This is a genomic window from Halorubrum orientale, from assembly GCF_059623105.1.
The window spans coordinates 140406-164338 of sequence record NZ_JBSPSR010000001.1; the positions used below are offsets into that span (position 1 = coordinate 140406).

Below are 23933 nucleotides of genomic sequence, written 5' to 3' on the forward strand. Positions count from 1 at the left end.
CAAGAGTGTCGAAGGGTTGTGTCTATACCCGACGATCTACTTTCTATAACAATTGTTACTGATGTACATTTCCAGATACCGCCCGATCGATGGACGTTTGTCCACCGGCGACCCGAGCGAAATGGCGTGCGATCGCTCGATCAGTCCCAAAACGACTTGGTTCGGGCGTACTCCCGCTCCTGGCGCAACACGTCGCGATAGAACTCGGTCTCGTCTTCGCGCAGCCGATTGATGATCCGAGCGGCGTTATGTGGGCCGACGCCGCGGGCGGCCATCGCGATCACCGCCTGTTTCCCGTGCGTCTGCACCAAGCTGGCGGCGCGGTGTGCGCGCTTCGTGCGCCGCTCTTGTTCGTCGTCTTTTCGTTCGGCACGGATCGCTGTGACGGTCTCGTCGTCCCACGGATTCAACGCGGCGATCCGCGTCGATCCGCACGCGGGACACTCGGGCTGCTCGCGGACACGTCGCACCTTCGTCGTTCGATCCCACTCGTGACAGTGACAACAACACAGGATCACCCGGTCATTTTGAATGCGCTCGCGAACCGTCTCGATAACGTCTGCATCGGCGTTTTCGGGCACGAGAAACTCTGTCCCGGCTGACCGGCCAGCGGTACCGATCGGGGTCCGCTCACGGGCGGTCGCGAGACCATGGTTGCCGCCTTGGATCGCCGCGAGCAGATCTGCCGTCTCCTCGACGGCGAGGTCGGCGTGAAACACCTCCCGAAGCGCCTCCTCGTAGACGGGCGTGCCCTCTAAGGCGGCGAGCAGCCGATCGCCGCCGAAGCGTCCACGACCCTCGCGGTACCGTTTGACCGCGCCGAACTTCGCGGCGACCTGCGCGAGGGTGAATTTGAGGGCGTCGGCGTTACCGAGGGCTATCTCGAGATAGGCGGTGAGCCCGTCCGGGTCCGTCGTCTCAAGTACCTCCCGGAACGTGCTCGGCCCGACGCCGCCCGGCACTTCGAACTCGATCCGGTACGGGCCGACATCCATGCCCACCGACGAGCCGGTTCGCTGGCCGACGAGCGCGGCGAGGAGCCGTGCGAGCGTTTCGTTGACCGCGTGGCCGACCGTGGCGTTGACCGCGACGGTGCGTGCGCTCGCTTCGATCACGACCTGCTCGTCGGTCGGGACCGGGTGTCCCGCCTCGACGTGGTCAACGATCGATTCGATCGCCGCGACGACGGTTCGCTCGTCGACCGGATAGCGCTCGGTGAGGTCGCTCGCGACTGCTTCTGGTGTCGACCCGGCCGCGAGCGCGCTGGCGACCTCGCGACGGACCTGCCCGACCTCCGCCGCGACCGGCTCGGGAACCGGGATCTCCTGACCGATCCATGACGGCACCTCGCCGGTCGGGTCGTCAATCGGCGTCACCTCGACCCGTTCTTCCTCCTCGTCGATTTCTGTGATCCGCCACATTTCGCCGCGCTGAATGAACGTCTCGCCCGGTCCGGCAAAGTTGACGACGAACCGTTCGTCAAGCGTGCCGATGCCGCGACGCGACGACAGGTCGTACACTTCGTAGGTCGACTCGTCGGGGATCATCGAGAGGTTCGAATAAAAGTACTGCCAGGTTCCGCCGGACGTTGAGAGGGTGTCTGACTCCTCGTCGAGCCACAGCAACCGGTTTCCCGAGAGCTCGCGGACGACCTCTTGAAACGTCGCCTCGGTGAGGTCGGCAAACGGGTACGCGTTCGTGATCGTCTCGTAGACCGTTCGGGCGTGGACGTCGCCTTCGTCCATGACGACGCCGACGACCTGATTGGCCACCGTGTCGAGGCTGCCGTGGTGGATCGACGCCGGCTCAACGAGGCCCACCTCGGCCCGCCGGCTTATCGCCATCGCTTCAAGCGTGTCATCACCGCCCTGCGCGACGACCGTCCCGCGTGAGACCCGGTCGCGACGGTGTCCCGCCCGCCCGACGCGCTGGAGCAGCCGGGCGACCTCGCGGGGGCTCCCGTACTGGACCACGTGGTCGACACGGCCCACGTCGATACCGAGTTCCATCGAGGACGTACAGACGAGCCCGTCTATTGCGCCGGATTTGAACCGGTCTTCGACGTCGACCCGAACGTTCTTCGAGAGCGACCCGTGGTGGATCTCGATCGTCGGTGGGTCCTCGCCGGCCGCCCGGTCGCGCTCTTCGAGCGTCTTGAACCGCGAGCCGAGCGCCTCTGCGGTCTGTCGTGTGTTGACGAAGACGAGTGTGGAGGCGTGCTCGCGGACCGTCTCACGTATCGTCCGAACGTGGCTCGCAGTGGTCTCGTCTATCGCGAGCTCCCCGGCGAGCGCGGAGTCCCGGTCGGTTATCGGCGGGTCACAGACTCGCACGTCGGTCCGACTGCCGGCAGCAACTTCGACCGTCTCGAACGCGCGGTCGCCGGGTCGGTCCGGATCGCGCTGACCACACCCGACGAGGAACCGACCGACTGCGTCGGGTGAGCCCACCGTCGCACTGAGTCCAATCCGCTGGAACGGACCGGCGACCCGCCGGAGGCGCTCGAGCCCGACGGTGAGCTGTGCGCCGCGTTTGGCCGAGGCCAACTCGTGTACCTCGTCGATCACGACGTGGGTGACGGCTTCGAGTGCGACCCGCATCTTCGATCCGGTCAGGATCGCCTGGAGGCTCTCTGGTGTCGTGATGAGCACGTCCGGGGGGTCGTCTGCCTGCGTCGACCGTTCGTACTGTGAGGTGTCGCCGTGACGCACCGCGACCTCGACGTCGAGCCGGTCGCCCCACCACTCGAGCCGGTCCATCATGTCCCGGTTGAGCGCCCGCAGCGGAGTAATGTACAGCGCCGATATCCCCTCGCGGGGCTCGTCGCCGGGCACGTCTCGTGCCTCGTGGATCGCATCCAACACGGGAAGCATCGCTGTCTCGGTCTTTCCGGTTCCAGTCGGCGCCAACACGAGGACGTTTTTGCCGGCCGCGAGCGGGGGGATCGCCTTACGTTGTGGCTCCGTCGGGGTGGTAAACCCCCGATCGGAGAGCGCGGCTCGAACGTCGGACCCGAGGTGGGTGAACGCGCCCATCCCTGCCGGTTCAGCCATCGTCAATGGTTGGGCGCTCCGCGGATTAAGCCCATCGCCCGGCCTGCACACACCTCGCGTCGCCCGTGCTCACGTCTCGTTTACGTCACGCCACCTTCGCTCACCGTGTACGCCTCGTGGGCACCCGTCTCGAGTATCACCTCGATGCGGTCCACCACCTCAAGAACGTCCGCGAAGCCGGTGTACGGCGCGGCCGGACACACCCGCACCACGTTCGGTGGTCGGAAGTCGACGACGACGCCGCGGTCGGTCAGCGCCTCGCTCAGCCGCCTCGCGTCTGGATGCTCCAACGCGACGTGGCCCCCGCGGGCGTCGTGGTCGCGCGGCGTTCCGATCGAAACCGCAGGGAGTCGGTCGTCGACCAGCGCCATAAGGAAGTCGGTGAGTGCGAGCGACTTCGTACGGAGCCGGTCGATGCCCGCCTCTCGCAGGATCTCGACGGCGCCCTCGAGCGGGGCGGCCGCGAGCAGCGGCGGGGTGCCGATCTGCCACGCCCCGGCGGTCTCGGCGGGCGTGAACTGCGCGTTCATCTCGAACTGCGTCGTCTTCTCGTGGCCCCACCACCCAGCGAGCGCGGGCGTGCGTCCGTGGTGCCGCTCGGCGACGAACAGCGCGCCGACGGCGCCGGGCCCCGCGTTGAGGTACTTGTACGTACACCACATCGCGAAGTCAACGCCGGCGTCGTCGAAGGCGTGCGGTACTGCCCCGACCGAGTGGGCGGCGTCGAAGCCCGCGTACGCGCCGGCAGCGTGTGCCGCAGTCGCGATTTGGTCGACGTCGAGCAACTGCCCCGACCGATACAGCGCCGTCGGCATGAACACAATCCCGACGTCGTCGTGTGCTTCAAGCGTCGCCTCGACGTCTCGCGGGTCGATCGTTCGTCCGTCTCGGCTCTCGACGACACGAAGCTTCGCTTCGGGGTCGATCCCACGCTGGTGGAGCTGGGCGCGGATCGCGTAGTGGTCCGAGGGGAAGTCGAGTTCGTTGACCACCACGGCCGGGTCGACGGCTGTGTCCCACGTCCCGTCGGCCGCGGGGTGACCGGCCCGGCTCGGTCCGTCCCCGGCCAGCAGTGCGTCGAGGAACGTCCCAACAAGGGTGTGGATGTTCACCGTGATCGAGTTGCCGACCACCACCTCCTCGGGGCGGGCGCCGACCAGCGGTGCGAGCGCCGTGCCGAGTCGTTCGCCGACGTCGAACCACGGCGGGTCGGCGTCGGTCCACCCACCAATGAGCAGGTCGCGCCACTCGTCGACCACACGCTCGAGACTCGCCAGCGCGGCGTCGCTCGCGGGCCCGAGCGAGTTGCCGTCCATGTAGAGCCGGTCGTCGGGAACGACGAATCGATCGGCCAGCTCGGCAAGTGGGTCGGCCGCGTCTAACCGGGCGGCCACCCGGACCGGATCCTCGGTGAACCCGCCGCGCGCCATTGCCGTCGTCGCGGTCGCGTACAGATCGTCTTCGTCCCCTCCACATTCTCGGTCGTTCATATCACAGCCGACGAGGGCAATGAGTAAATTCTTCCGGGGGTCGCTACTCCGTGATATCGATCGCGGGACGTCCCGGCTCCGCCTTCCGCGCGACGTCGTCTGCCGCGTCGTCGGCCCGCGCGACGACGACCGCGGCGTCGAACTCGCGTTCTATCAGCCACCCTGCCGATTGTAGCGCGGCGTACTCCTCGTCGCCGGTGAGCGTGTACTGGAGCGCCTCGCGGTTCGCCTGGAGGTCCTTTCCGTAGGCGGCGGCCGCGTCGCCCTGCTCGCGGATATGTGCCTCCCCCATCAGCTCGCCGATCAGGTTGTCGGCGTTACTCTCGATCGCGAGCTTGAGGGCGTCGTACTTCCAGTCCGGTGCGACGACGACGTCGATTTGTTCCGGGTCGTCGATACCGGCGACGTCGACGATGTCGCGGACGTCCTCACGAGTGTTTTCGACCAACCGACGGCGACGGTCGACGGTCTCGCGATCGACGGATGCAGTCGGCCAGTCGGCGTCGACGACGAAGCCGTCGCGACCGAGCCGCTCCCACAGCTCCTCGGCGAGGTGCGGGGCGACCGGCGCGAGCAGCCGAACTGCGGCGTCGAGGCCGCGCTCGTACACCGCCGGGTGCGGGTCGGTGTACTCGCGGTACCCGCGGAGCGTCCCGACAAGATCTTGTGCCTCTCGGAGAGCGATGTTGAACGTCAGGTCGTCGTACTCCGCGCCTGCGATGGCGACGGCAGCGTCGATCTCGGTGGCGACGTACTCGTCGGCCGGGTCGTGGTCGTCGGTCGGATCGCGGTTGTCGGCCGGGTCGTGGTCGTCAGCCGGGGTGCCGCCCCCCTTGCCGCCCCGCTTCGCCGCTGCGTACCGCTCGACAGCGTCGCGCAAGCGTGTGAGGAATCGGTGGGTCGACCGCACCCCCTCTTCGGACCAGTCGAAGTTGCGTTCGGGCTGAGCCGCCTGCATCATGAACAGTCGTGCCGTGTCCGCCCCGTACTCCTCGACGATCCGCTGGGGTGAGACGACGTTGCCCTTCGATTTCGACATCTTCTCGCCGTCGAGCTGAACCATCCCCTGTGCGAGCAGGTTCGTGAACGGCTCGCGGTGGTTGAGCCCTTCCTCGTCGGCCAACACCTTGGTGAAAAACCGCGAGTACAACAGGTGCATCACCGCGTGTTCGATCCCGCCGACGTACTGGTCGACCGGCATCCAGTCGTTCGCGCGCTCGAGGTCGAAGGGGGCGTCCTCGAGCCCGGGTGAGACGTATCGCAGGAAGTACCACGAGGAGTCGACGAACGTGTCCATCGTGTCCGTCTCGCGGGTGGCCGGCTCGCCACAGGACGGACACGTCGTTTGTTTCCACTCGTCGGCCGCGTCGAGCGGGTTTCCGGTCGTGTTGACAAACGCCGGCAGCTCGACGGGGAGCTCGTCGTCAGGCACGAGCACCGGCCCGCAGTCGTCACAGTGAACGACCGGGATCGGGGTCCCCCAGTATCGCTGGCGGGAGATGCCCCAGTCGCGCAGCTGGTACTGGGTGCTCGCTTCTGCGCTCTCGAGGTCCGCAGTCAGCCGCTCACGTGCGGTCTCACTGTCGAGACCGCTGTACGCGGCGGAGTCGATCACGACGCCGTCGTCCGTGAACGCCGTCTCGCTCACGTCCGGAGCCTCCGGAAGCGTATCGCCTTCGGATCCGGCGGTCGACCCGTCCCAGTCGTCGGGCTCAGGCGCGATCACGGGCTCGATGTCGACGCCCATCTTCGTCGCGAACGCGTGGTCGCGGTCGTCGTGAGCGGGGACAGCCATCAGCGCACCCGTCCCCACGTCCGAGAGGACGAAGTCGGCGACGAAGACGGGGATCTCTGCACCCGTAGCGGGATTCGTCGCGGTGAGTCCGGTCTCAACGCCGTTCGGCTCGTCGCCCTCCGGATCGGCCTCCACCTCGATAAATCGACGGACTGCGTCGTCTTCGGCGGCCAGCGCTTCGCTGATCGGGTGGTCGGGTGCGAGCGCGAAACAGGTCGCGCCGTAGATCGTGTCGACCCGGGTGGTGAACGCCTCGACGGGACCGTGTCCCGCCACCTCGAACTCCAGTGTAGTCCCGTGCTGGCGGCCGATCCAGTTCCGCTGCATCTGTCGAACCGAGGCAGGCCACCCGTCGAGGTCGTCGATAGCGGTCAACAGTTCGTCGGCGTACGCGGTGATCTCGAGGAACCACTGGTCGAGTTCGCGGGCTTCGACCGGCGTTTCACACCGCCAACACAGTTCGTCGTCGCCTTCAACCTGCTCGTCCGCAAGCACCGTTTCACAGGAGGGACACCAGTTCACCTCGGCCTCGCGCCGGTCGACGAGCCCCGCCTCGTGAAATTGGCCGAAAAGCCACTGATTCCAGCGATAGTACTCTGGCGTACAAGTGGCTATCTCCCGCTCCCAGTCGTAGCCGAAGCCCATCGACCGCATCTGCTCGCGCATGGTGTCGATGCAGTCTACCGTCCACTCTCGTGGGTTCGTATCGCGCTCTTTGGCCGCGTTCTCGGCGGGCAGCCCGAAGGCGTCCCATCCCATCGGGTGGAGCACGTCGTCGCCGCACATTCGGCGGTATCGCGCGTACGCATCGGTGATCGTATAATTGCGGACGTGCCCCATGTGGAGCTTCCCGGACGGGTACGGGTACATCCCGAGGACGTACGTTGGGTCCTCGACGTCGTCCGGCGTTCGGTACACGTCGGCGTCGTCCCACGCCTCCTGCCACCGGCGCTCGACTGCGGTGTGGTCGTAAGCCTCCTGAGACATCTGCTTATATACTCGTGGTCGGGTCGGCGTCGTATAGCTTTCCATCCAGTGGTGTGCCGTGGCGCACGAGCTCGTGAGCGGCGGTGGAGCCGGCGAGAAGTGAACTCCGCCTATAGCTTCCCGGCGTTTTGCGCCTGCTCGACCCGCCGGGTCGCCTGCTCGGCTCGCTTCCTGGTCGCGTTCGCGAGGCCGGGAGGGAGCCCGTCGCGGGCCGCCGCCAGCCGCTCTTCGATCTGTGCGATCCGGTCGCCGACGGTTTCGAGCTGGCGGTCGGTCCCCTCGCTGTCGCCCTCGCGGGCGCGCTCCTCGGCCCGTCTCGCGGCTTCGACTGCGGCGGCGAGGGCGCGTTCGAGCCCGTTCACCGCGTTTGACTGACCGCCGCCTCCGCCGCCGCTTCTACCATCCGTGTCGTCGCTCACGCCGTTGTCATCGTCGTCGCCCTCCGCCACCGCGGCCGCGACCGCGGCGCGCGTCTCCTCGGTCACGTCGGCGACGTAGCCGGCGAGCGGGGCTGCGCCGGTCTCGGGGCGGTCGATCCGGATCGGGTCCCAGCCATCGCCGTCGTCCTCATCATCGCCGTCGTCTCTCCTCGGCGGGTCAGGGTTGACTCGGTACGCCCCGATCTCGTCTTCGGCGTCGCGGACCTCGGTCGTGTGCGCGCCGCCGGCGTGTACGTACACCTCATCGGTCCCGTCGACAGCGGAGTCGTAGATCCGACCGGCGAAGTCGTCCTCGATCGCCGTGCGGACGAGGTCGACATCGCTGTCTGCGTCGTCGATCTCCACCTTCCGCGCGTTCTCCCTGGCGACGAGTGGTATCTCGCCGTCAACGCCTGCCGTCGTCACCGCTTCGTCGGTCGAGACGGTCAGCGTCTCACTGTGCGGGGTCTGCCCGGCGCCGTTTACTGTCAGGCGGTGGTCACCCTCCGGGACCTCGTTCGCGACCGCGACCCCGCCGGCAAACGTCGGGACCGCCTCGGGGTCGCTTTCGATCAGCACGAACGACTCGGTGACCGCCCCGGTCGTCGTCAGTCCCTCCCCATCGGGGGCCTCGTCGGTCTCGGTCGCCCGGGTGACGCGCGCGACGACGGCGTCGAGATACTCGGCCGCCCCGTCGTCAAGCGATTCGGCGTCGGCGATCGCGTCGTACCGACCGGCGAGTTCCGCACGGTGGTTCCCAGCGGTTACGTCGAACGCTGGGTTCTCGTACCGCGGCTGTTCCCATGGGACACCGGTGGTCGTGATGTGGCCGGCGAGGGCGTCCTCGGCGACCTCCGGGACCGCGAACTCGAAGCCCAGCTGCGGCCCGGTAAACGCCGATATACCCTCCAGTTCGGCCGTCTCGACGAGGTCGTATCCGACGACTTCCTCGGCGACCTCGTCCGCGGTCGTGTCCTCGCGGTCGGCGTGCCGGAAGGCGATCCCCGTCTCCCGGGGCGGGAGGTCAGTCGGTGGCGAGCGCAGCGCGTCGAGCGACCGGATCGAGAGGGTGTCGTCGATCAGCGACTCGACGGTGACCGACGGGAGGTCGGGGTGCTCGTAGATTGGCTCGCCATCGTACTCGGGCACGACGAACGGGAGCCGAATTCCCTCGTCGCGCGGGAGCCCGTACGCGATAGGGATCCCGAGGAGGTCCTCGACCGTGTCAATCGTCGTGTTCGTGATGTCCGCGAGCAACCCCTCCTCGTCGACCCGCTGGAAGCCATCCGGATTCTCGTTGATCGAGAGGGTGCTGGAGTGTGAGCCGAGCTCGGTGAGAATCCGCGGGATAGCGTCAGGCTCTGGGTCGAGGAACTCGTTGTTCGGCACGCTTCGGGAGTGCGAGCTGGCGACGTACAGCTGCGGGTCGCCCGTGTCGAGGTCGACGAAGACGTGGAGCACCTCCCAGTCGTGCCAGTGGAAGTTGGCCGTGAACTGGTCGAACGCAGAGTACATCCAGAATTGGACGACTGCGAGCGGGGAGTCCTCGTACCGGACTCCGTTGTAGAAGACAGTCGGGTCCGGCGGCTCCCCCGTCTCGTCGTACCGCTCGTGGTAGCGGTCAAACGATCGAAACCCGTCGACGACCGTCTCGCTGTCCTCTTCGACCGTATACGGGCGAGGGTCGGTCGGGAACCACGGCTCTGCGGAGTCGAAGTACAGCGTTGGCGCGAACCGAGCCGCGAGCTCCTCGAGCGTCTCCGCCTCCATTCCGGTGGTCGCGGCGTCGTCCGGCTCCGATCCGGAACAGCCCGCGATCGCGGCGCTGCCTGCTCCGGCGAGCGCGCCGAGGACGGTCCGACGGTCGACGCCGGCGGCGAAGGCGGCTCCAGTGTCGCTGCGATCGGTCACCGGTGCACCTCCGGGTCGTCCGTGAGCGGATCGTCTGTCGAAGACCGCGGCCCGGGGTGCATTTCGTTTATTCACAAACCTAGCGGTGAATAACTCTTCTGACGGACCGACGAGCGAATGCTCCCAGAAGAAGGTATTTGCGGCCGGCCACCCGACTTTGGGTATGGACGGCAAGACGGTCCTCACCTATGGCGCCATTGCGCTCGCGATCTTGATCGGGGTCAGCGTGTTTGTCTCGGTCGTCTCGGCAATCTTGAGTCTCGCGTGGGCGATCGTCTCCGGAATCGTCACTCTCGCGTTCCTTGTCGGGGTCGCCTACGTCGCGTACCGGGCGGGATCCTGGCTCTTCAGCAGCGATGACTCGTCTGTGAACACGGACTCGATCGGCGACTCGTGGTCTTCGTCGACGTCGTCCAGTGATGTCACAGAGAGCCCCCAAGACCGGCTGCGACGACAGTACGTCGAGGGGCAGATCGATGAAGAAGAGTTCGAGCGACGACTTGCCCGCGAGCTGGAGACCGAGTCGATCGACGAGATCGACCGCGAGCTCGAACGAGAGCGGTAGCCGATCAGAATCGGTCGCGGAGCTCGTCTCTGAGGTCGTCTACGTCGAGATCCTTCATCGAGAGCACCACCAGTAGGTGATAGACGAGGTCGGCGCTCTCGGCGGTGAGTCCGTCGCGGTCGTCGTCTTTCGCCGCGAGGATCGTCTCCGTCGCCTCCTCGCCGACCTTCTCTAAGACGGCGTTTTCCCCCTTTTCGTGGGTGAATAGCGAGGCGGTGTACGAATCGTCCGGGAGCTCCCGCTTTCGCGCCTCGATCGTGGCGAACAACTCGTCGAGCACGGCCGCGTTGTGTGCTGTCTCGTCGCTCACGCTTGCACCTCCTCCGCCGGGAAAAACGCCAGGTCGTGAATCCGGGGGTCGGCGGTAAGCTCGGGGTGGAACGAGGTGGCCACTACCGGGCCGTCTCGCACCGCAACCGGTCGCTCCTCGACCGTCGCGAGCACCTCGACGTCCTCACCGACGTCGTCGATGAGCGGCGCCCGAATGAAGACGGCGTGGAAGGGGCTCGCGAGTTCGTCGACGGCGATCTCGGCTTCGAAGGAGTCTTTTTGTCTGCCGAATGCGTTGCGGTCGACGGAGACGTCGACGAGCCCGAGCGCGTCGACCCGGTCGTCTTTCGCGTCGCGAGAGCAGACGATGAGTCCGGCACATGTCGCGAGCACCGGCTTTCCGGCGGCGACGTGCTCGCGTATCTCTGCGGCGATACCCTCGCGGTGAAGCAGTCGTGAGATCGTCGTCGACTCGCCGCCCGGCATGAGCAGCACGTCACAGTCGGGAACGATCCCCGCCTCACGGATCTCGACGACCGTCGCGTCCGTGCCGTGTGCGGCCGCGGCGCGACGGACCGCCTCAGCGTGTTCGGCCACGTCGCCCTGAACGGCGATGACACCAGCGTGCATATCTGCCGTGCGCGCGGGACGGGCAAAAAGGGCGCGCTCGCGGGTCTATTCGGGTCGGCGGTGATCGAGTGACTGACGGTCACACACTTGGGGGTGACCGCAGACCCCGGAACGCTATCGACGCGACGGTGGCGGCGTCGCCCTCAGTAGACGACGAGCGCGAGGTAGAGCTGTCCAACTCCAGCGACGGCCATCACCACGCCGGCGAGCCGCTTTAAGCCGCCTGAATACGCCGTGAGCCGACCCGCGTTGCTCACGAGTCCGACTCCTGTCGCGACCGTCGTCGCCGCCATCAGCGCCGCGACGACCCCGGCGTAGGTGAGTACCACGAGCGCGGCCGTCTGGGTCGGTAACGCAATCGAGCGGGCGATCACCGCGAGAAAGACCGGCGCGACACAGCCGGCACCGGCCAGCGCGTACCCTGCTCCGAAGAGGCCGAACCCGAGCACGCTCGCCCGCCGCCTCGGTAGCGGCACTGAGACCGATGGGGTTCGGCCGGCAGCGACCAAGACGCCCCCCACGACGAGGAGCCCACCGACGAGCACCTCGAACACCGTGACGTTTGCGAGCGTCGCGTTACCCACTCGAACGGTCGCCCCTGCGAGCACGCCGAACGTCGCCAGCACGCCGACAGCAGCGGCGACGCCGCGGGCACCGGCACCCGCGATCGACGCCTCCGTCGCGTCCGTCTGGTTCACGTAGAAGCCGACGTACCCCGGCAACAGCGGGTATGCACACGGCGAAAAGAACGTGGCGACGCCCGCGGCGACCGCGAACGACAGGTCGGTCGCAATGGCGGGTCCAGTCATCGGTGGGAGCGCCCTGTGATCACGGGAGGACAGCCTCAATCTGCTCGACGAGTGTCTCGGCGCTGTGAACGCCAGCCTCCGACCATTGGACACGACCGGATGCGTCGAGGACGACCGCAGTCGGGAAGCTGCCCGCGCCGAGCCGGCTGAACAGCGCGACCGTCGGGTCGGCGGCCACGAGCCACGCTCCCTCGTGTTCGCGCCACCAATCAGCCACCTCGGCCTCTGTCACCGACCGACCCACCGCCTCTGTCGTCACCGAGACGAACGTTACTTGATTGCCCACGCGCTCGTTCGCCTCGCCGAGGGCCGGCATCTGCTCGATACAGGGCGGACACCACGTCCCGAAGAAGTCGATGAACGTCGGGCGGCCCGCCGCCGGAATCGTCACGGTTCCGTCTCGGCTGCCCCGGGCCGGTATCGTATCGAGCGTCACCGGCTCGACCGCTCCCGACCGTTCACCGGAGTCGGTCGACGGCGACTGACCGGGGTCGGTCGTCGTCGACGATCCGCCGATCGGTGCCGGGAGCCCGCCGGACGCGACCGCGCCGGCGACGCCGAGCGTCCCGACGCTCGCGATTCCGGCGAGGAGGTGTCGCCGGTCCATTCAGGCGGTCACCACCCGGTCGAAGTCGTCGACCACGCGCTCTATCGACACCTGCGGGCCGTTCGGGTACGCGCGCTCGACTATCCCTTGATCGTTCACGAGGAGGATCAGCCCGTAGTGGGGGAACTGGTACTTGAGGCTACTGTAGTCGGGTGCCTCCGCCTTCTGGATCGCCAGCCCGAACTCCGATTCGATAAGCTGTTTCCCGCGCTCGTACGTCCCCGGCCGCAGGAAATGCCAGTTACCGGCGTCGAGGTTGACCCCCTGCTGGGCCGCGTACTCGCGGAGCACCGGCTCGGTGTCGCGCTCGGGGTCGAACGTGATCGGGAGGAACGCGGCTTGGTCGGCGTATCTCTCCTCTGTGGCGACTGCCTGTACCCGCCGCAGACGGAGAATAAGCGCGGGACAGACGCCATCAGGACAGTTCGTGTAAAAAAACGTCACCAGTGTTGTCCGCTCGCCTTCCAGCGCCCCCGTTGAGACGGTTTCACCGGTTATCGGGTCGGGAAGCGTGACCGCTGGGAGGTCGTCGCCGTAGCTTGGGTGTGATGCCTCGCTCAGATCGAGCTCCGGTGGGCCAAGGACGGTCCTCGGTGCGCCGCCGATCCCGAGCCCCCCGAGACATCCTGCGCTCCCGGCGACCGCGGGGACGGCGAGCGAGCGCAAATAGTGACGACGATTCATGCGCTGATCTACGGTCGCTCGTGACTAAGTCGGTTTCGTCGATCCGCAGTAAGCGGTTACCCCTCTACCGGTGGCTGTTCTCACCGACGGGGTTATGATATCGTCAGCGAGAGGATCTGCACGAAGACGCCGAAGAGGATACAGAACGCGAGGACGGTTTTCGGGTTGATCGCGATCGCGTTCCGCCCCTCCGACTCGAAGTACCGAACGAGCCCTGCACTGGACATTAGCCCGCCGGAGTTGCTACCGCTGCTCATACTGACTGATGTACGCGCATGCGGCGTAAGCGTTTCGCCTTCGGCCGGCGTCTCATCTGTGGTCGGTCTGATCTCGTGTATCGCTGGGTCGTGTTCCTGCTGATGTCGAGTCGCGCTTGAGCCTGCACTGCCCGGGTGAAAACCCTTATCGGCGAGCCCGCGTTACATCGCGTCGAACCATGACCGTTCGAGTGCTGGACTTCTACGCCGACTGGTGTGGCCCGTGTAAGACGCAGGATCCGATCTTAGAGGAGGTCGAAGCGGAGCTCGGCGACGCCTTCGAGCTACAGAAGGTCGACGTGGATCAAGAACAGGACGTCGCGAACCAGTACCAGGTTCGGTCGCTGCCGACGCTCGTCGTCGAGAATGACGACGGCGTCGTCGACCGCTTCGTCGGCGTCACACAGAAAGAAGACATCACGGCTGCGATCGACGAGGCCGCCTAACCGGGGACGCGCCCGCTCGCGCATCGGCTCCGGCGTGGCTCCGTCTCTCATACCGCCCCCGCAGCGTCTCGCAACCTTTTACAGTTCCCGCCCGCTCTGTGGTAGTATGGCCAGTTTCGACGCCGCGGAACGCCGCACCCTCGACCGACAGATCTGCATGCGCTGTAACGCCCGCAACGCTCCCGACGCGGAGCGCTGCCGCAAGTGTGGGTACACGAACCTTCGCCCGAAGGCGAAAGAACGCCGCGCAGCCTGAACCGGCTCACGACTCTCGATCTCACGCCGACAGAGCTACTGGTCCATCTCACGACCGTCTGTCTCCCGTCACCGTAGCCGCACCCTCGTGCGCAGTTGAGCACTTGAACCACTGAGCCCCTGCGGTGGCGCGCGCCTCGCGGGACGCCGGAGGCGGACTTGCGAGCGCGTGCGAGGGATGAGCGAGTCGCCACCGGCGACTCGCGAATCGGCTGGGGAGGCTGTGGCTGAAAGTCGTGCCCGAGTGTCATGCGGTTGTGTTGGTCGTACAGACTCTCTCGCACACGTATGGAATCGGCCGGGGAGGCTGTGGCTGAAAATCGTGCCCGGGTGTCACGGAGTCGTGTTCGCCACGTTCCTCACAGTCTTGTTCTCGTATGGAATTGGTCTAGAATGGATAGTCGAAGACCATTTTCGGGAGTCGAATCATCATCCTACAGCCGCGTGTGCGCCGCAAGCCCCTCACAATTTGTCCGTGTCCGACGAGAAGCTGACGCACGATGTACCTCGCCGGAGTCTATCGGTTTCACTTTCACTCCGCCTGGCCCGGGTTTTTATATCTGGCATCGTATTCTCTATGTGCAGGACACACGCGTGCCCTCTCATTCCCCCCTTCTACACCACCGAGCGACAGCGACCGGAATCGATTAGCCGGCCGCGCGCCGACGTGACGGCTATGCTCTCGCTCTCTGCCATCCAGGCGGCGCGCAACCGGGTTGACGACGTCGCCCGGCACACGCCGTTGGAGCACTCACGAACGTTCTCCGAGATGACCGGCGCCGACGTCCACCTCAAACTCGAGACGTTCCAGCGGACGGGGTCGTTCAAGATTCGCGGGGCGACAAACCGGATCGGGACACTCTCCGCACCGGCCCGCGAGGCGGGCGTCGTCACCGCGAGCGCCGGAAACCACGCGCAGGGTGTCGCGCTCGCAGCCGAGCGCGCTGGGGTCGATGCCACGGTCGTCATGCCGAAGTTCGCGCCCGTCTCGAAGGTGAAAGCCACCCGCGGGTACGGTGCGACCGTCCGACTCGAGGGTGTCGACTACGACGAGGCGCAGGCGGTCGCACACGAGCTCGAACGAGAGGCGGGGCTGACGTACGTCCACGCGTTCGACGACCCGGCGGTGATGGCCGGCCAGGGAACCCTCGGCCTCGAGATCGTCGACGATTGCCCCGAACTCGACACCGTCGTCGTGCCGATCGGCGGCGGCGGCTTGATCGCAGGTGTCGCCATCGCGATCAAATCACAGCTCCCGGACGCGCGGGTCATCGGCGTCCAGGCTGAGGGGGCCGCCTCGGCCGCAGCATCGCTCGCCACCGACGAGCGGGTCGAACTCGACCGTGTCGACACGATCGCCGACGGCATCGCGACCCGATCGGTCGGCGAGCGTCCGCTTGCGGTCATGCGCGAGTACGTGGACGAGGTCGTCACGGTCGACGACCGCGAGATCGCGCTCGCGGTCACCCTGCTGTTAGAACGCGCGAAGACGCTCGTCGAAGGGGCGGGTGCAGTCGCACTCGCCGCCACGCTCTCGGAGGCGTTCAGCTACGATACCGACGAGACGATCGTTGCGGCGCTGTGCGGTGGCAACGTCGATCTGAACCGGCTCGCGACGATCGTGCGCCGGGGACTCGTCCAGCTCGGGCGCTACCGCAAGATCACTGTTGGGCTGAAAGATCGCCCGGGCGAGCTCGAACGCGTTGCCGGGATCGTCGCGCGCGCCGGTGCTAACGTCTACGCGGTCCACCACGACCGGACGTCACGAGACGTCGCGGTCAACGCCGCCGAGCTCGAACTCGAGCTCGAGACAAACGACGCCGATCACGCTGCGAGTATCGTCGCCGACCTCGAGGCCGACGGCTACGAGGTTGACGTGTTGTCGTGAGGTGCGTGCGGGCAGTGAATACGACCGCGCGACACCCGGGCACCACGTAGGCTACACCCTCCCCAACCGATTCTATCCGTATACGATGTTGTCAGCGTTCGACCAATACGACCGCGTGACAGCCGGACACACGTTTTAACCACACCCTCCCCAACCGATTCACTCGTCGCCTACGGCGACTCGCTCATCCCTCGCACGCGCTCGCGAGCCCGCCTCTGGCGCGCTCACGAGGCGCGCGCCACCGCGGGGTTGGTGTCGTTCTCGATGGGGCCAACCGACCGTGTGCGCTCTCACCGAGGAGACTCGCTCAGTCGTCCGCGGCCGCGGCGTCAACGTCGGCCTCGGAGAGCTCACCGGCCTGCGCTAGTCCGCTGAGGTACTCGTCGGCGTCGAGTGCGGCTTTGACGCCCATGCCGCCGGCAGTCGCCGCCTGCTGGTAGTGGTGGTCGACGACGTCGCCGGCGCCGAAGAGCCCCTCCACGGCCGTCGCGGTCTGGTTCCCACCGCGACCGTCCTGCGTCAGGAGGTAGCCGGCATCGTCGAGTTCGACGCCCGTTCCTTCCAAGTACGCCGTGTTCGGCGTGTGTCCGATCGCGTAGAACACCGCCCCCACGTCGAAGTCGTACTCGTCGACCGACGCTGCGGTCGCGGGGTCCTCGAGCTTCTCCGTCGGGTGTCCGTCAGGATGCTCGACAAGTGTCACGTGATCGATACCGTCCTCGACCGAGCCGTGAATCGCGGTCAACTCGGTGTTGGTGAGGAGCTCGATCTCGCCCGCCTCGGCTTTGTCCCGTACACGCTCTATCCAGACGTCCTCGGCGCGGAACTCCTCGCGGCGATGTGCGACGTACACCGTGTCCGCGAACTTGGTGAGGAACGTCGCCTCCTCCATTGCGGCGTCGCCCCCGCCGACGACGAGCATATCCTCGCCGCGGAAGAATGCCCCGTCACACGTCGCACACGTCGACAGCCCGTAGCCCATGAGCTCCGCTTCGCCCGGGACCCCGAGCGTCCGCGCGGATGCCCCGGAGGCCGCGATCACGGCATCTGCAGTGTATGTGTCACCGTTCGTGAGCGCGACCCGGAAGTGGCCCTCGGGAGCCCTTTCGACGTCCTCAACAATCCCGCTTTGCAGCTCCGCGCCGAACTTCTCCGCTTGTGACCGCATCTCAGAGATGAGTTCCGGACCGGAGATCCCCTCGGCGAATCCTGGGTAGTTCTCGACGTCGGTCGTCAGCGTGAGCTGGCCGCCGGGCTCATCGCCTTCGATCAGGAGCGGCTCGTTGTTCGACCGCGCGGCGTAAATCGCCGCACTGAGCGCGGCGATCCCACTACCGGCGATTAGTAGCCGCCGATGCTCGAGTATTTCATCTCTCATACTATACTGTTCGGCGCGGCGGGATATGTAGGTTGCGCCGTCGGATGGCCACTGGAGCTAGCCGGTCACGTCGAGCCGCTCGGTTGCCCATGTCGGGCCAGTCGGTCACTCCAAAGCCGACGATTCACGCGCCTCAGGCATTGTACCCGTGGCACCCGGCTGGAGGTCGCCGAGGGTCTCGAAGAACCGCTCACCGACGAACTCTTCGACGACCGCGGCGAGTTCGGTCTCGTCCGGCACTGCCGCGAGAATCCCGAGTGGCACCTGCATCCCGGCCATGTCGGCGTGTCCGCCCGCCGAACCAACCTGGCCGAGCGCATCCCGAAGGAGTTCGCCGACGTCGACATCGGTCCCGCGCGCTCGCGCGGACCCGTGGACCACACCGTCCGTGTAGCCGTAGACGAACGTCACGTCGATCCCCTCGAGGTCGAGCAGCCGATCGGCCGCCTGCGAGAGCGCATCTCGGTCGTGTATCTCTCCGACGCAGGTCGCGAGCGTCGAGCTACGGACGTCCCGCTGGTCGATCGCGGCCGCGAACACCCGAAGCGTCTCTGGGCTCACACTCGGGCTCTCAACGCGCTCCAGTGTAGACTCGTCGACGTGCGGCGTCAGTGACGCGGCGGCCTCGAAATCGCGGCCCGACACCTCGCGGGTGAAATCTCGCGTGTCGACTCGGATGCCATAGAGGAGCGCAGTGGCGAGCGCCCGGTCTGGCTCGACCCCAAGCCGGGAGAGGTACTCCTCTATCAATGTGCTCGCCGACCCAGCGTCGGGTCGAACGTCGACGAAGGTCCCGTCGACCGGCCCACGCGGTGGGTGGTGGTCGATCACCACATCGACCGGCGTCTCCTCCGGAAGCGAATCGTTGATCCCCGGACGTGAGTGGTCGACGAGGGCGATCCCGCCGTAATCTTCGAGGTCGATTCCGCCGACGGTCCGTAACGAGAGGTCGAGGAGATTCACCAGTGCACGGTTCTCCTGATGTGAAATGTCGCCGCCGTAACAAACGTCCGCGTCGACGCCGACCGCCTCGGCAACGCGTGCCAGTCCGAGTGCGCTCGCGATGGCGTCCGGATCGGGGTTGTCGTGTGTGACGACGAGGAGGTCGCCCGACAGCCCATGGAGGGTGTGGACCAGTCGGGACGGTCGCTCGCCGGTGTCGCCGATACCGGACTTGACGCTTTCCTGGTCCAACACGACCCCTTCGGCCGATTCGACTCCCTCGACCGACGCGACCGCCTCGGCCGATTCGACTCCCTCATCTGCACAGCCGTCGAGACCGAGTGCATCACACACCCGGTCCACGAGCGCTTCGGTCGGGTCAACGACCCGGTCCGCGACCGACTGGAGCGCGTCGATCTGCTCGGCTGTCGCCTCATCACCAACATGTGCGACGACGAGCGCGTCCGGGTACTGCTCACGGGCTGCGGTCGCGGCCGCGACGTTTCGGGCCGCGTCGTCGCCCGCGACGACCACTATCGCGGCCTCGTCGGGGTACGCCGACGGGTCGGTAGGGTCGGCTTCGACGACCGCAACGGACTGCTCCCGCAGCGTCGAGACCCACTCCTCGTCGTCGGTCACCACGGCAGTGTCCTTCTCCGAAACGTGGTGGTCGACGAGTGTGCTTCCCGCCGCGCTACAGCCGAGCAGCAGACGCCGGACCATACACTTGCGTTGATGTGACCCCGACGCAAAACGCTGCCGTCCGCAGGCGGGTCACTCGGATGCGTCCGGATCGCTCACCGCCCGGGCCACGTCCACGGCCGCACGGTTCTCGGCGACGTCGTGCACCCGAACGAGGTCCGCGCCACGCTCGGCGGCGAGGGCAGTCGCAGCGACGGTCGCGTGTTCGCGCTCGTCCGGGGCACAGCCGACCGCGTCGAAGAACGACTTGTGTGAATGGCCGACCAGTATCGGGCACCCGAGCGCCCGGAATTCGCCGGTGCGCCCGAGCAGTTCGAAGCTCTCGGCGGCCGACTTCCCGAAACCGATCCCGGGGTCGAGGATCACCCGCTCTCGGTCGATTCCAGCCACCTCCGCGAGAAGGAGTCGTTCGCGGAGGTCGGCGATCACGTCGTCGACCACGTCGCCGTACTCTGGGTCGTTCGTCGGGTCGACGGGCGCGTCGATGCTGTGCATTACCACCACGGGACACCCTGCTTCGGCGACGACCTCGCGCATCTGCGGGTCCTCGAGTCCGGTCACATCGTTGATGATGTCCGCACCGGCGGCGAGCGCGGCCTCTGCGACGGCCGCCTTTCGGGTGTCCACGGAGACGAGGACAGCCCCATCTGAGACCGCGTCGATCCCACTTACTGCCTCGATAACCGGCACTACACGGTCGATCTCTTCGGCCGCGGGCACGGGGTCAGCTCCCGGCCGCGTCGACTCGCCGCCAACGTCGATCACGTCGACGCCGGCCTCGACCATCGCCTTCGCGCCGGCGACCGCGTCCGCGAGCTCCTCGTGGCGGCCGCCGTCGTGGAACGAGTCGGGCGTCACGTTGAGCACGCCCATGATCGCGGTCCCGTGGCTCCACGGGTACTCGACGGTCGAGCTGGCCACGTCGGTCGGATCGATCGGGTCGGCCGAGCCGGTCGGATCGATCGAGTCGAGATCGCCCGTGACCTCCCGAGCGTCGAGGCCGAGGCCCGACCGGAGGTCGCTGGCGACCCCGGCGAGTCCACCGCCAGCGGCCTCGAGTCGGTCACACAGCACACGAAACGTCGCGACGGACCCACCCAGGGTAACTGGCGATTGCTCGCCATCACCGCCCCCGCCCCCGTCGACGCCGCTCCCGTCTGGATCGGCACCGAGTCCACCGACGGCCGCCTCACCGCCAACCGTCCGAAACGTCGCCGCAACACGGTCGGCGCGGTCCCCGCGAAGCCGCAGTGTACACACCTGATGATCGACGCCTTCCGTGGCCCGGTCGACGCCCGCCGGCGGCACCCCGCCCCGTTCGAGGGCCCGTCTCGCCGCCGCCGGGCCGTCGACGGACCGTGGCGTCACCGTCCGCGTCACCGCGGCCCGCGCTTCCGCGACCGCGAACAGTGAGCCGACGACCAGCACGCAGTCGTCCGTGTCCGCGCGGTCGGTCGCCGTCGCGAGGGCGTCGGTGACGTCATCGCCGATCGAGACGCTCTCGAGTCCGGCGTCGCGAAGTGCGGCGGCCAACACGGCCGGGTCCTCGGCGCGGTCGAGTGCTGGCCGACACGTGATCGCCGATGCCGCCTGCGGTAAGGCCGCGGCCGTCTCGACGTGGTCCTTGTCGTGCATCGCAGCGTAGACGAGGTGGAGCTCGTCGTAGTCGTACTCCGCGAGTGTCGCTGACAGCGTCGCACAGGCCGCCGGATTGTGTGCGCCGTCGAGGATCGTGAGCGGGGCGGTCCGAACAGGCTCGAAGCGCCCTGGCCACGTCGCCCGCGCCAACCCCGCTGTGAGCGACTGCTCAACGACTTCCGTCTCGTCATCGCTGCTGTCATCTTCGAGTACCCGACCCGTTTGGTCGGCTAGCGCGGCCGCGATAGCCGCGTTCGTGGCCTGGTGCTCGCCCACGAGCGGAATCCGATACGTCCCCGGTGACGTTCCGTCGAACCGAACCTGGGAGTCTGTGCGACTCACCCGACCCTCGTAGTGTGCGACGATGGCTGGGCCCTCCTCGTCGCTGTCGCCGTCGCTGTCGCCGTTGTGGTTGCCGCCACTGTCTTGGTCACGACCGGGACCGGCCACGGTCGTCACCGGAGCGCCGGCCGCAGCGGCGACCTCACGGACCACTGCTAACGCCTCGCCCGTGCAAGCGGTCACCATCGGTGCGTCGGGCGCCGCGATACGCGCCTTCGTCCGTGCGATTTCGGCTACCGAGTCGCCGAGGACCGCTGTGTGTTCGAGTGAGACGTTGGTCACGGCGGTCGCAACGGGGTCCACCGCGCTCGTCGCGTCGTACTCCCCGCCGAGTCCCACCTCAAGGACGGCGACATCGACGTCACGACGCGCGAACTCGTGGAGTGCCATCGCCGTCACGACCTCAAAGAACGTGAGCGGCTCGCCCTCGGCAGCCTGCTCGATTAGCCATCGTGAGACCCGCTCGACGAACGCGGTGACCGCCGACTCGGTCATTGGCCGGCCGTCGACCCGGACCCGCTCGGTGAGCGACGACAGATGCGGCGAGGTGTACAGCCCCACGGAGTAGCCGGCCTCCCGAAGTACTGACTCCGTCATCCGGGCCGTGCTCCCCTTGCCGTTCGACCCCGTGACCTGTACGCACGGCACCGCCGCGTCCAGGCCGTCGAGTCGGTCGAGCAGCGTCTCGACCCGCTCGGTACCCGGCTTGACCGAGAAGCGACGGAGGTCGAACAAGAAGTTCGCCGCCTCGTGGTAGTGCATACTCGTTCGGTCGGCGTCGCGTCGTTTATGGATACCGGACCGGCCGGCGCGGCCGCCGCGACCGGCGCCGAACACCGCCGAAGAGCAACCCTTAGGCGCGCCGAGAGACGAGCCCTCGTATGAACCTGGGGGTGGCCGACGCGGCGGCCGCGTCGACCGAGTCGGACACAGCCGCCGAGCCGATAGTCGTCGGCGAGCGCGTTCGGAAGTCGTACGGTGCCGTCGACGCGCTCGCGGGTGTCGATCTTGCGGTCGAGCCCGGTGAGGTGTTCGGGCTCATTGGCCCGAACGGTGCCGGTAAGACGACACTAGTCCGGGCGCTCACCGGAACCACGGACGTCGAGGGAACGGTTCGCGTCTTCGGTGTCCCGCCGACAACTGTTGATGCGGGACGCGTCGGGCTACTTCCGCAGTCGTTTGACCCGCCGGCACGGCTCACGGCTCGAGAGCTCGTCGACTACTACGGTGGGCTCTACGACGACGCCCGCGACACCGAGTCAGTACTTGCTGATGTCGGCATGTCGGCCGATGCAGACGCCTGGTACGAGACGCTCTCGGGCGGGCAACAGCGCCGAACGTGCGTCGCCACCGCCGTGGTCAACGATCCAGACCTGCTCTTTTTAGACGAGCCGACGACTGGAATAGACCCCGCCGGCCGCCGTGCACTCCACCAGCTGATCGCGCGACTCGCGGCCGACGGAACCACGGTTTTCCTCACCAGCCACGCGATGGATGAGGTCGAACGACTTGCTGACCGCGTCATGTTGTTACGCGACGGCGACGTCGTCGCTGTCGGTCCGCCGGCGGAGCTGATCGCCGAACATGCCGGTCGGCCCCGACTCGAAATCGCGCTGCGTGACCCGACCGCCGTGCGGCCCAGTGAGTGCACCACGGACGACGACTCGGTGACGACAAACGACGCTCCTACCGACGGCGATCCTCCAGCCGTTGATGACGGCATATCGGCTGCGGTCGCCGACGCGGTCGACGGGGCAGCCGTCGAGTCGACGACCGACGGTCTACGCATCCTTGGGATCGACCCAGTCGAGATTGGATCCGTTGTCGACGCGCTCGCTACCGTCGGAGTCGGATTCGACTCACTGACGTGGGCCGAGCCGTCACTCGAGGACGTCTACCTCCGGCTTACCGGCGAGACCTACTCGCCACGATCAGTGACCGACCTCACCGATGCGGAGCGGCGCGCCGACGGCGGGACATCCAGTAACGGTGGGTCGCACACCGATAGTGGGTCACGCACTGATGACGGGGTACGACCACACAGCGGCTCCCGCGGCGACGGAGGGGCGCGATGAGTCGTGCCGCTCGCATCGCGACGGAGGCGCGTGCCGCCAGTCGGTCGTTCCTCCGCCGGCGTACTGCGGTGTTTTTCACATTTTTCTTCCCGGTGATACTCGTGGTCATCTTCGGCGCACTCGTCCGGACACAGCCGACCGGTGGCGGCCTCTTTGCTGAGCCGGCAGGCTATTACATCCCTGGTTACCTCGCGGTGGTCGTGTTGTTCACACCGCTCTCGCGGGTCGGCTCCGAGATCGCTCGCCACCGCGACGGCGGTCGCTTCGAGAAGCTATCGACCACGCCCCTCTCGCGTGTTGAGTGGCTGCTCGCACACGCCGCGGTCAACGTCGCGATTATCGGCGCGGCGAGCCTCTTGATTCTCGGACTGGTGCTCGCTGTGACCGACGCAACGCTCGCTCTCACGCCGGCACTCGCCGCCCTACCAGTCTTCGTTGCCGTCGCCGTCGCGCTCTTTTGTGGTGTCGGCGCGATCCTCGGTGCCGTCGCCGACTCACAGGACGGTGTCATTGCCGCCAGCAACACGGTCGCGCTGCCGCTGCTCTTTTTATCTGAGACGTTCGTTCCGCCGACGCTGCTGCCGGCGTGGTTCCGCCCGGCGGTGGCTGCCTCACCGCTGACCTACTTCGCACGCGGCACCCGGGCTATCACGTCCGGGTCGGGCGGGTGGGCGGGCGAGCTGCTCCTGCTCGTCGCGCTCGCCGTTGTGTTTCTCACAGCAGGTGCGGCCGCGATCCCGCGAGGGGAGTGAGTTGCCGGCGAGTCAGTCGCACCGATCGCGGGGATTTA

General features: G+C 67.0%; 19 protein-coding genes. 6 read left to right on the forward strand and 13 right to left on the reverse strand.

From position 1 onward, the window contains the following. Positions 1-140: 140 nt before the first annotated feature. The 4 genes from ACWUI7_RS00690 to ACWUI7_RS00705 form a co-directional block, all read right to left on the reverse strand. Entirely contained in the window at positions 141-3053 is a 2913-nt protein-coding gene (locus ACWUI7_RS00690; protein ID WP_496640230.1) for a DEAD/DEAH box helicase, read from the reverse strand. Between the two features lie 80 nt (positions 3054-3133). Beyond that, a complete protein-coding gene (gene kynU / locus ACWUI7_RS00695; RefSeq protein ID WP_496640231.1) occupies positions 3134-4543 on the reverse strand; it encodes a kynureninase in 1410 nt (469 codons plus the stop codon). A 43-nt stretch (positions 4544-4586) separates the two neighbouring features. Beyond that, on the reverse strand, positions 4587-7325 hold the full coding sequence (gene leuS / locus ACWUI7_RS00700; RefSeq protein ID WP_496640232.1) for a leucine--tRNA ligase: 2739 nt from the start codon (positions 7323-7325) through the stop codon (positions 4587-4589). A gap of 110 nt (positions 7326-7435) precedes the next feature. Further along, positions 7436-9655: a hypothetical protein gene (locus ACWUI7_RS00705; RefSeq protein ID WP_496640233.1), complete on the reverse strand. Its 2220-nt coding sequence runs from the start codon at positions 9653-9655 to the stop codon at positions 7436-7438. A gap of 163 nt (positions 9656-9818) precedes the next feature. Between ACWUI7_RS00705 and ACWUI7_RS00710 the strand changes: the two genes are divergently transcribed. Continuing rightward, on the forward strand, positions 9819-10220 hold the full coding sequence (locus ACWUI7_RS00710; RefSeq protein ID WP_496640234.1) for an SHOCT domain-containing protein: 402 nt from the start codon (positions 9819-9821) through the stop codon (positions 10218-10220). A gap of 4 nt (positions 10221-10224) precedes the next feature. Here the strand turns inward: ACWUI7_RS00710 and hisE are convergent, their stop codons facing one another. The 6 genes from hisE to ACWUI7_RS00740 all read right to left on the reverse strand — a co-directional run bounded on the left by hisE (position 10225) and on the right by ACWUI7_RS00740 (position 13477). Beyond that, complete coding sequence (gene hisE, locus ACWUI7_RS00715) at positions 10225-10530, reverse strand: phosphoribosyl-ATP diphosphatase (RefSeq protein ID WP_496640235.1); 306 nt, start codon at positions 10528-10530, stop codon at positions 10225-10227. Then, positions 10527-11120, reverse strand: a complete 594-nt coding sequence (gene pdxT / locus ACWUI7_RS00720; RefSeq protein ID WP_496640236.1) for a pyridoxal 5'-phosphate synthase glutaminase subunit PdxT — start codon at positions 11118-11120, stop codon at positions 10527-10529. Before pdxT ends, hisE begins: the two co-directional genes overlap by 4 nt. A gap of 143 nt (positions 11121-11263) precedes the next feature. Beyond that, complete coding sequence (locus tag ACWUI7_RS00725; RefSeq protein WP_496640237.1) at positions 11264-11929, reverse strand: cytochrome C biogenesis protein; 666 nt, start codon at positions 11927-11929, stop codon at positions 11264-11266. 19 nt (positions 11930-11948) lie between these two features. Continuing rightward, the gene (locus ACWUI7_RS00730; protein WP_496640238.1) at positions 11949-12536 is read right to left on the reverse strand and encodes a TlpA family protein disulfide reductase; all 588 of its coding nucleotides are present in this window, start codon (positions 12534-12536) and stop codon (positions 11949-11951) included. Then, positions 12537-13220 carry an SCO family protein gene (locus ACWUI7_RS00735; protein ID WP_496640239.1) on the reverse strand — a complete coding sequence of 228 codons (684 nt, stop codon included), beginning with the start codon at positions 13218-13220 and terminating at the stop codon, positions 12537-12539. A gap of 92 nt (positions 13221-13312) precedes the next feature. Further along, positions 13313-13477 carry a preprotein translocase subunit Sec61beta gene (locus ACWUI7_RS00740; RefSeq protein WP_496640240.1) on the reverse strand — a complete coding sequence of 55 codons (165 nt, stop codon included), beginning with the start codon at positions 13475-13477 and terminating at the stop codon, positions 13313-13315. A gap of 122 nt (positions 13478-13599) precedes the next feature. On the opposite strand from ACWUI7_RS00740, the gene trxA reads away from it, so the two are divergent. From trxA to ilvA, 3 genes are all read left to right on the forward strand, one after another. Further along, complete coding sequence (gene trxA / locus ACWUI7_RS00745; RefSeq protein ID WP_496640579.1) at positions 13600-13923, forward strand: thioredoxin; 324 nt, start codon at positions 13600-13602, stop codon at positions 13921-13923. 106 nt (positions 13924-14029) lie between these two features. Continuing rightward, the gene (locus tag ACWUI7_RS00750; protein WP_435161659.1) at positions 14030-14179 is read left to right on the forward strand and encodes a 50S ribosomal protein L40e; all 150 of its coding nucleotides are present in this window, start codon (positions 14030-14032) and stop codon (positions 14177-14179) included. 675 nt (positions 14180-14854) lie between these two features. Continuing rightward, entirely contained in the window at positions 14855-16066 is a 1212-nt protein-coding gene (ilvA, locus tag ACWUI7_RS00755) for a threonine ammonia-lyase (RefSeq protein WP_496640241.1), read from the forward strand. A gap of 307 nt (positions 16067-16373) precedes the next feature. On the opposite strand, the gene ACWUI7_RS00760 is transcribed toward ilvA, so the two are convergent. From ACWUI7_RS00760 to folP, 3 genes are all read right to left on the reverse strand, one after another. After that, positions 16374-17444 (reverse strand): NAD(P)/FAD-dependent oxidoreductase, encoded by a 1071-nt coding sequence (locus ACWUI7_RS00760; RefSeq protein ID WP_496640242.1) that lies wholly within the window; start codon positions 17442-17444, stop codon positions 16374-16376. A gap of 105 nt (positions 17445-17549) precedes the next feature. Next, positions 17550-19109 carry a DHH family phosphoesterase gene (locus ACWUI7_RS00765; RefSeq protein ID WP_496640243.1) on the reverse strand — a complete coding sequence of 520 codons (1560 nt, stop codon included), beginning with the start codon at positions 19107-19109 and terminating at the stop codon, positions 17550-17552. Between the two features lie 51 nt (positions 19110-19160). Next, positions 19161-21830 carry a dihydropteroate synthase gene (folP, locus tag ACWUI7_RS00770; protein WP_496640245.1) on the reverse strand — a complete coding sequence of 890 codons (2670 nt, stop codon included), beginning with the start codon at positions 21828-21830 and terminating at the stop codon, positions 19161-19163. A 119-nt stretch (positions 21831-21949) separates the two neighbouring features. Between folP and ACWUI7_RS00775 the strand changes: the two genes are divergently transcribed. Continuing rightward, positions 21950-23143, forward strand: coding sequence for an ABC transporter ATP-binding protein (locus ACWUI7_RS00775; protein WP_496640246.1), 1194 nt, complete (start codon positions 21950-21952; stop codon positions 23141-23143). Further along, complete coding sequence (locus ACWUI7_RS00780; RefSeq protein ID WP_496640248.1) at positions 23140-23895, forward strand: ABC transporter permease; 756 nt, start codon at positions 23140-23142, stop codon at positions 23893-23895. Before ACWUI7_RS00775 ends, ACWUI7_RS00780 begins: the two co-directional genes overlap by 4 nt. Positions 23896-23933 lie beyond the last annotated feature (38 nt).